Origin of the sequence: Nocardiopsis sp. CC223A (assembly GCF_030766825.1) — a bacterium.
Lineage (GTDB): Bacteria > Actinomycetota > Actinomycetes > Streptosporangiales > Streptosporangiaceae > Nocardiopsis.
Genome location: NZ_JASFDV010000147.1, coordinates 1 through 6466, shown reverse-complemented (window position 1 = coordinate 6466; position 6466 = coordinate 1). Strand labels below are relative to the sequence as shown.

The following is a 6466-nucleotide window of genomic DNA, read 5'->3' as shown; positions in this document are numbered from 1 at the left end:
CGTTCGGTTGGGGGGCGGGCCGGGCGGCGTTCGGCGGGCCGGGCCGCCGGGGCGGGTGGCCGTTCTCGCCCGGGCGGGGGTCCGGGCGGGTCCAGGTGCCGGTGTCGGACACCGGCGGGTGTTCGTCGGCGGGCGCGGACATCCGGGTCCGCAGGGGGCTGCTGGCCGAGCCGGAGGCGCAGAACGGGCAGGGCGCCGCCGACATGGGCTCGCCGCACCAGGAGCAGGCCGAGGTCCGCACCGCCCCGGCCGCGTAGGCGAGCGCCTGCGGGTGCGCGCTCAGGGCCACGAACTCCACGTACTTGGCGGTTCCCCAGTACGCGGGCCCCAGCGGCTGCGCGGGCAGGGACCGGGTCGCGACCGGCTGGATCGCCTGCGGCAGGTTGTCGTCGAACACCGCCGTGATGGTCGGGTCCGGCGTCGAGAACAGCAGCTGCACCGGCTGCACCGGCCGGAACGGCAGTCGGCGGGCCACCTCCGCGGGCCGCAGCCGCTCCACCCGCAGGGTGGGCGCGCAGTACGCCAGGAACGACACCGTCGGAGCGTACGACCCCATGTTCTGGCGCACCGAGGTGGGGATGGTCTCCAGGCCCGACACGGTCCTGAGCCAGGCGCCCGCGAGCAGGTGGCGGGGCAGCTCGGCCGACAGCGCGGCCACCATGCCCGGCGGCAGGTACGGCGCCAGGTAGGCGAGCTGGTCGGCGACCAGGGACAGGGCCAGGGGCGCCAGGTCCACCGGGACGCCGGCGATGTGGTCGGTGCGCAGGGCCCCGCGGGCGAAGTTCACGGCGCGCCTGGCGTCGTCCTCCCGCCAGGCGGGGTACAGCGCGACGACCTTGCGGTCCGCGGCGATCTGCTGCCGGGCGAAGGCGACGAACGCGGCGCTGCGTTCGCCGATGCCGTCGCCGTGCATCGTGAAGCGCTGCGCTCGGACCTCGCCCACATGGCCCGTGCTGGGGATGTCCGCCAACAGGGCGACGGCCGTCGCCGACCGAGGTAGGGCTGTGGACACTGGGCAAGCTCCATCGGTTCTGCGCCTGGTGTGGGATATGCCGGATGGCGTTCCGTGCGGAATGCCCCACTCGGACGCATCGTAACGAATGTGTGCCAGGGCGCGGGAGCCCTCGCGTTTTTCCGCGATCGCCGGGGGAAGGGCGGTGATCTCGGCCTTGAGGGCGGATGGGGTCGGGCTCCGGTGCGTGCGGGGCGGGCCGCGAGGAGAGGCCTTCGCGCTGCGGCGTCCCTTGCGCGCAGGGGGATTCGGGGGTTTCGGCGACCGTATGCGGCCACGGGGCCGCAGGGTCGCTGCGCTGATCTGCGCCGTTTGGCTGTTTCGTCTGATTTATACCCCTGTTCGTCTTGTGTCGGTTTTTCTGGTACCGCGTTCGCGTGTGTGCGGCGTTCTGGCGACCCCCCTAGAATGCCCTCCTTTTTCTTCCGTCACCAGGGACCAGGGTCCGGTTGTGGACAACCGCACCCCGGTTTTTCCCGCACCCTGTGACGGGCGTGGGGGATGATGGCGCAGGGGTGGGTGTGAATCCCGGTGCACGGCCAGGTGTCATGTTCATCTCTTCGCGGTTGGCGCCCCTCCTGTCGGGAACGATCAGAGCGGGTTTCGCGTCATATCGTGAGAAGCCATGCGCCCCCCAGAGGAGACGAACGATGCGCAAGGAAAACCGCGCCGCCGCGGGCGCCGCCGCCTGGCAGGTCATCCAGAACACGGAGGGCAACATCTCCGTGTGGCAGCGGGCCGGAGCCGTTCCGCGCATGATGTGGGCCAAGGTCCGCGGCCGCTACCCCGAGATGGGCGCGACCAAGATGCTCGGGATGATCGTCCTGACGCTCTACATCGTCTCGCCGATCGACTTCATCCCCGAACTGTTCGTGCCGCTGCTCGGCCTCACCGACGACGTCGGCGCCGCCGTGTGGCTGACCACCATGCTGCTGGGCGAGAGCGAGCGCTTCCTCCGCAAGGAGCGGGACGAGCGGGCGCAGCAGGCCTTCTCCCAGGCCAACGCCGGATGGCAGGGCGCGCCGGGTCAGGGTGCTCCGGGCCAGGGGCAGGCCGCCCAGGGGCCGGGTGCCCAGGGCTCGGACGTCCCGCCCCAGGGTGCCGCCGCCCCCGGCCGGGCGGCCCAGCGGCCGGAGACCGGCAAGGCCCCGCGCTAGACGCCCACGACGACACCGGAGGCGGGCCGCGGCCCGCCTCCGGTGCGTCCGGCCCCTCAGGCCGGGGGGACGATGGTGTCGACCATCCGGTCCACCAGGGCGCCGGCGTCGTCGTCGCCGAGCACGTCGGGCAGGGTCAGGGACTCCACGAACAGGCCGGTCATCGCCAGGTAGAGCGTGATCACGGTGGAGCGGTCCCCGGGGAACCCGCCCTCCAGGTGGAGGCGCACGTTGTCCTCCAGGGTGTCGCGGATGGTGCGGGTGAGCTCCGCCCGGATCCCCGGGTGGCGGTTGGCCTCCAGACGCAGCTCCAGCAGGGCCAGGTAGCCGTTGCGGTCGGCCCGGATCCGGCGCAGCAGGTCGTGCATGCCCGCACGGGTCTGCTCGCGGCCGGGCCCGGCGGCGGTGAACGACGCCATGAACTCCTCGGTGGGGGCCAGGCGCACGTGGACGTGGGCGCCCGCCTGTAGCAGCAGCTGGGAGCGGTCGGTGAAGTAGTTGGACGCGGTCCCGGTGGGGACGCCCGCGCGGGCGTCCACGGCGCGGAAGGTCAGCCCGCGCGCGCCCTCCTCGGCGAGCACGTCGATGGCCGCGTCCAGTAGGGCGCGGCGGCGTTCGGGGTTGCTGCGGACCATCGCCCGCCTCCTCTTCTCCTTCTCTTCTCCTCGGCCCGGGGAGAAGTGCGTTGCCCTGACAACTTCGTTTGTAGTACTTTGCTTGAAGTGGTCAACAGCCTACCCCAAGGAGCCACCATGCATGTGGACCTCATCGGCACCGCCTACCTGTGCGACGAGCCCCGCGCGGCCGCCGACTGGTTCGTCGAGCACCTCGGTTTCGAGCTCGGCGTCGACATCGGCTGGTACGTCAACACCCGACACCCGCAGCACAAGGGCCTCTCCCTGGACTTCATCGCCCGCGACCACGACTCCTCCCCGGAGGGGCTGCGGGGGCGGGCGGTGTCCGGGGCGCTCGTGGCCTTCCTCGTCCCCGATGTGGAGGTGCAGGAGAAGCGCCTGCGCGCGGCCGGGCTGGAGGTCACGCTGCCCCTGAGCCGCGAACCCTGGGGGCAGTACCGCTTCCAGGTCGCCGGACCGCAGGGGCTGTTCGTGGAGATCCTCCAGATGGTCGAGCCCGACCCGCAGTGGATGAAGGACCACGGGCTCCTGCCGGAGTGAGCCGGGGCCCGGGAACGGGCGGGGTTCATTCCGCCGCACAACAGAAGAGATCGCCGACACCGGTGACCTCGGGTACGAGGCGCGGTTCCTCGACCTCGGTGAGGACTCGGCGGTGGAGGCCCCCGAGAACCTGCCGATCGACACCCCGGTGACCGTGGAGGCGGGGACCCGTCCGGGCCAGGAGGAGGAGCTCACCCCCCATGGCGAGCCGGGACGCGCTCTACGCCTCCCCTGACCTCGATGAGGAACCCGCCCACCCGCCGGTGGAGAGCATGTACGAGGGGCCGGCCGGGGAGATGCACGGCGAGCGGGTGCGGGCGGAGAGCGCCTCCGCGGGGGGCGGCCCCGACACGCTGCCCCCGGGAGCGCGGCGCTACTGCGAGGAGCAGGGGCTGCCGTGATCGGTCATGTCCCGTGGAGCGGTGTGAGGACAACGGTTGTCCGAACAAGAACGAATCGCCGACCAGCGCGTCGTTACCCCTGTGGCCCTGGAGCCGAACGAAGTCACACCACTCGGCGGGACACCATCCTGTGATCCGCGCCGGGGCGGCGGCGCGCATCCCGCGCCGCCGCCCCGGCGGTCCCACGTCCTACGGCTGAAGGTGCTCCGCCAGCGGGCCCAGCACCGCGATCCACTCGCGGACCCGGACGTCGGCGACCACACCCTCCAGGACGAAGGGGTCCGCCTCCACCAGGGCCCGGACCTCCTCGGCGGAGCCGGCGCGGAACAGCAGCAGTGCCCCCGGGGCGTCCTGGGCGCCGAACGGGCCCGAGACCAGGTTGACGCCCTTCTCGGAGAGCCCGTTCAGGTACTCGCGGTGCGCGGGGCGGTGCTCGTCGCGGGCGGCGTCGCTGTCCTCGACATAGGTGTAGGTGACGGCGTAGACGGCCATGGGCGTTCCTCCTGGTGGCTGCGATCCGGGTACCGGCCCATGATCGCCGACCGGCCGCCGTCCCGCCCACCCGGGGCGCGGGAACGGCGTTTGAGGGACCACGGCGCCGGGAACGGTCCCGTCTGCTCCGCCGCACCGGTCCCGCTCCGGAGCGGCACACCCCCTTCTCCACACCTTCAGAGGCCATGGACACCCCCCGCCCTTCCTATCTGCCCACCGTCTGGCTTCCTCTGTACACCGCGTACCGCATGGTGGAGGCGCTCCGGCCGGAGTCCGGCGGGGCCGACGCCTTCGACACCGACGGGTTCCCCGCACTCCTGGAACGGATCGACCCCGGCCGCTCCTGGCAGGACGGCGCCGAGACGATCACCGCGCTCCTGCTCGCGGACTCCGGCGAGCGGATCGGCCTCGTCCTGAGCCTGGCCGACCGGCTGGTCCGGTACGCGCGGGTCGGGGTCGAGGACGACGCGCTCCCCGCCCGGCTGCGCGCCGACGCGGAGGCGTTCACGCCGTGGGACGGGGGATGGGTCGACGGCGCCCCCGCCGCGCTGGTCACCGCATGGTCCTGGTACACCCTGGTCCTCGGGGCCGGGATGCTCCTGCGGGACCCGGACGCGGACGCCGACCACGGGGTGCCGATGATGCTGCTCGGCCTCTCCCGGGAGGCGGGCAACCCCTACGCGGAGACCATCCTGGAGCAGGGCGTCCCCGTTCCCTTCGGCGAAGCCGTGCCGGTTCCCCGGACCCGCCACGCGTGGGCCCGCGCGGACGACGGGAGCCTGCTCGACCTGCACACGGGACCCCGGCGGGAATCCGCGTCCGCCCCGGGGCCCGTGCCGGAACCGGGGGACGGGGAGGAGGCCCTGCCCGGCTGGTTCCCGCTGCGCATGTCCGACTCGGCCCGGGAGGCCGCCCGTGCATCCCGGCTGGGCCCCCTGCGCAGGATCCACCGGATCCGGGGCCGGGCGCCCCGGCTGCTCCGCTACGCGCTGCTGCTGGCCGCCCTGGTCGGACTCCCGGCCGGGGCGCTCCTGCACGGAGACCCCTCCTGGCAGCAGCTGGTCCTCGCGCTCGTCGGCGGATTCGGGGTCCTGGGGGCGGGGTTCGCGGCATTCGTGCTGTGGGGCGGAATCGCCGCCCCGGTCGGGCGGGCCGCGCGCGTCGGGGTGTACGACGGCGGCTTCGTCCTGGACTACCGGAGCCACGCGACGGCGCTGCCCTGGGACGGCTACGAGGTGCGCAAAGGGCGCGGGCGCCTGAACGCCGACCTGTTCACCGTCGTGTGGGAGGACCCGGCGGGAAAGCGGCGGGAGGAGCCCGTCGCGGGGGCCGTGGCACCGGCCGCCCTGCATCACACCATCGAGCACCGCGATCCCGGAACGGCCGACCCCGCGCGTTCCTGGGCGCTGCGCCGCACAGCGGGCGCGGCCGCCCTGGCCGCGGTCATGGTGTTCTTCGTCGGAGCCGCGGGCTGGACCCTGAACGAGGCGCGCCTGTACCGGGCCGCGGAGGCGGTCGCGGCACCGGCCGCACCCGCACCCTCCCCCCGCACCGCCCCCACCGGAGACCTGCCCCGGAACGAAACGGAACTCGCCGACTTCTGCCGGGGGGACCGGGGGCCGTTCACCGACGCCGCCCCCTACCAGGGGCCGGGGCCGCACCCGATGCGGTTCTCGTTCTCCGACACCGGCCGGGCGGCCCCGGCCTACTCCGTGCCGGACGAGGAGTGGGACGCCGACGACGACCGCGTGGAGCTGGTGGCGTGCGTCCGGTTCGTGCCCCCGGACGGGGACCCCGTGGACTGCGGCAGGTATTCGCTGCACGAAAGCCTCCCGGCGACCGTTCCGGTGCGGGTCCGGCCCTGGGAGGTACAGGTCACCGTGTACGGGCTGCGCGACGGGGACGAGGTCCTCGACGTCCTCCTGCGCGGGGACGACACGTGCCCGGAGTCCGCTCTCCTCGCCGAGGGGGCGGAGGAGACCGTGCTGGACGGGTATCCCACCACGGAACAGTACGAGGAGGCCCTGAACGGGGTGCGCACGGCCGACGCCGGCTGAGGGGCCGCCCCGCGCACGGCCCGCGCCCACCGGTCAGCGGGCGCGGTCGGCGGCGTGCTCCCAGGTGCGCAGGACCATGTCGGCGCCCTCGCGGACGAGCGCCGCGGAAAGGGCCAGGGTGAGGGCGAGGGCCAGCACGTACACGGTGACGGCGATGGCCCGGCGCGCCGCC

General features: G+C 73.6%; 8 protein-coding genes. 5 read left to right on the top strand and 3 right to left on the bottom strand.

Going from position 1 to position 6466, the window contains the following annotated elements; all coding sequences use genetic code 11:
- Positions 1–1012, bottom strand: a 1012-nt coding sequence (locus QJS33_RS30770) for a hypothetical protein (RefSeq protein WP_306371588.1), incomplete at its 3' end; no start/stop codon positions are given.
- A gap of 650 nt (positions 1013–1662) precedes the next feature.
- Between QJS33_RS30770 and QJS33_RS30765 the strand changes: the two genes are divergently transcribed.
- Positions 1663–2169 (top strand): YkvA family protein, encoded by a 507-nt coding sequence (locus tag QJS33_RS30765; protein WP_306371587.1) that lies wholly within the window; start codon positions 1663–1665, stop codon positions 2167–2169.
- A 56-nt stretch (positions 2170–2225) separates the two neighbouring features.
- Here QJS33_RS30765 and QJS33_RS30760 read toward each other — a convergent pair whose 3' ends face one another.
- The gene (locus QJS33_RS30760; protein ID WP_306371586.1) at positions 2226–2804 is read right to left on the bottom strand and encodes a TetR/AcrR family transcriptional regulator; all 579 of its coding nucleotides are present in this window, start codon (positions 2802–2804) and stop codon (positions 2226–2228) included.
- Positions 2805–2921: 117 nt separating this feature from the next.
- On the opposite strand from QJS33_RS30760, the gene QJS33_RS30755 reads away from it, so the two are divergent.
- The 3 genes from QJS33_RS30755 (at position 2922) to QJS33_RS30745 (ending at position 3745) form a co-directional block, all read left to right on the top strand.
- Positions 2922–3344, top strand: coding sequence for a VOC family protein (locus QJS33_RS30755; protein ID WP_306371585.1), 423 nt, complete (start codon positions 2922–2924; stop codon positions 3342–3344).
- Positions 3345–3456: 112 nt separating this feature from the next.
- Complete coding sequence (locus QJS33_RS30750) at positions 3457–3579, top strand: hypothetical protein (RefSeq protein ID WP_306371584.1); 123 nt, start codon at positions 3457–3459, stop codon at positions 3577–3579.
- Entirely contained in the window at positions 3545–3745 is a 201-nt protein-coding gene (locus tag QJS33_RS30745) for a hypothetical protein (RefSeq protein WP_306371583.1), read from the top strand. The genes QJS33_RS30750 and QJS33_RS30745 overlap by 35 nt, the downstream gene beginning before the upstream one ends.
- A 189-nt stretch (positions 3746–3934) precedes the next feature.
- On the opposite strand, the gene QJS33_RS30740 is transcribed toward QJS33_RS30745, so the two are convergent.
- Complete coding sequence (locus QJS33_RS30740) at positions 3935–4237, bottom strand: YciI family protein (protein ID WP_306371582.1); 303 nt, start codon at positions 4235–4237, stop codon at positions 3935–3937.
- Positions 4238–4422: 185 nt separating this feature from the next.
- On the opposite strand from QJS33_RS30740, the gene QJS33_RS30735 reads away from it, so the two are divergent.
- Positions 4423–6294 carry a hypothetical protein gene (locus QJS33_RS30735; protein ID WP_306371581.1) on the top strand — a complete coding sequence of 624 codons (1872 nt, stop codon included), beginning with the start codon at positions 4423–4425 and terminating at the stop codon, positions 6292–6294.
- The last annotated feature ends 172 nt before the right edge of the window (positions 6295–6466 follow it).

What these genes read in the sequence shown, in the direction of transcription:
- QJS33_RS30765 (WP_306371587.1), top strand. Translation starts at nt 1,663, where the DNA reads ATGCGCAAGGAAAACCGCGCCGCCGCGGGCGCCGCCGCCTGGCAGGTC.
- QJS33_RS30760 (WP_306371586.1), bottom strand. Translation starts at nt 2,804, where the DNA reads ATGGTCCGCAGCAACCCCGAACGCCGCCGCGCCCTACTGGACGCGGCC.
- QJS33_RS30755 (WP_306371585.1), top strand. Translation starts at nt 2,922, where the DNA reads ATGCATGTGGACCTCATCGGCACCGCCTACCTGTGCGACGAGCCCCGC.
- QJS33_RS30745 (WP_306371583.1), top strand. Translation starts at nt 3,545, where the DNA reads ATGGCGAGCCGGGACGCGCTCTACGCCTCCCCTGACCTCGATGAGGAA.
- QJS33_RS30740 (WP_306371582.1), bottom strand. Translation starts at nt 4,237, where the DNA reads ATGGCCGTCTACGCCGTCACCTACACCTATGTCGAGGACAGCGACGCC.
- QJS33_RS30735 (WP_306371581.1), top strand. Translation starts at nt 4,423, where the DNA reads ATGGACACCCCCCGCCCTTCCTATCTGCCCACCGTCTGGCTTCCTCTG.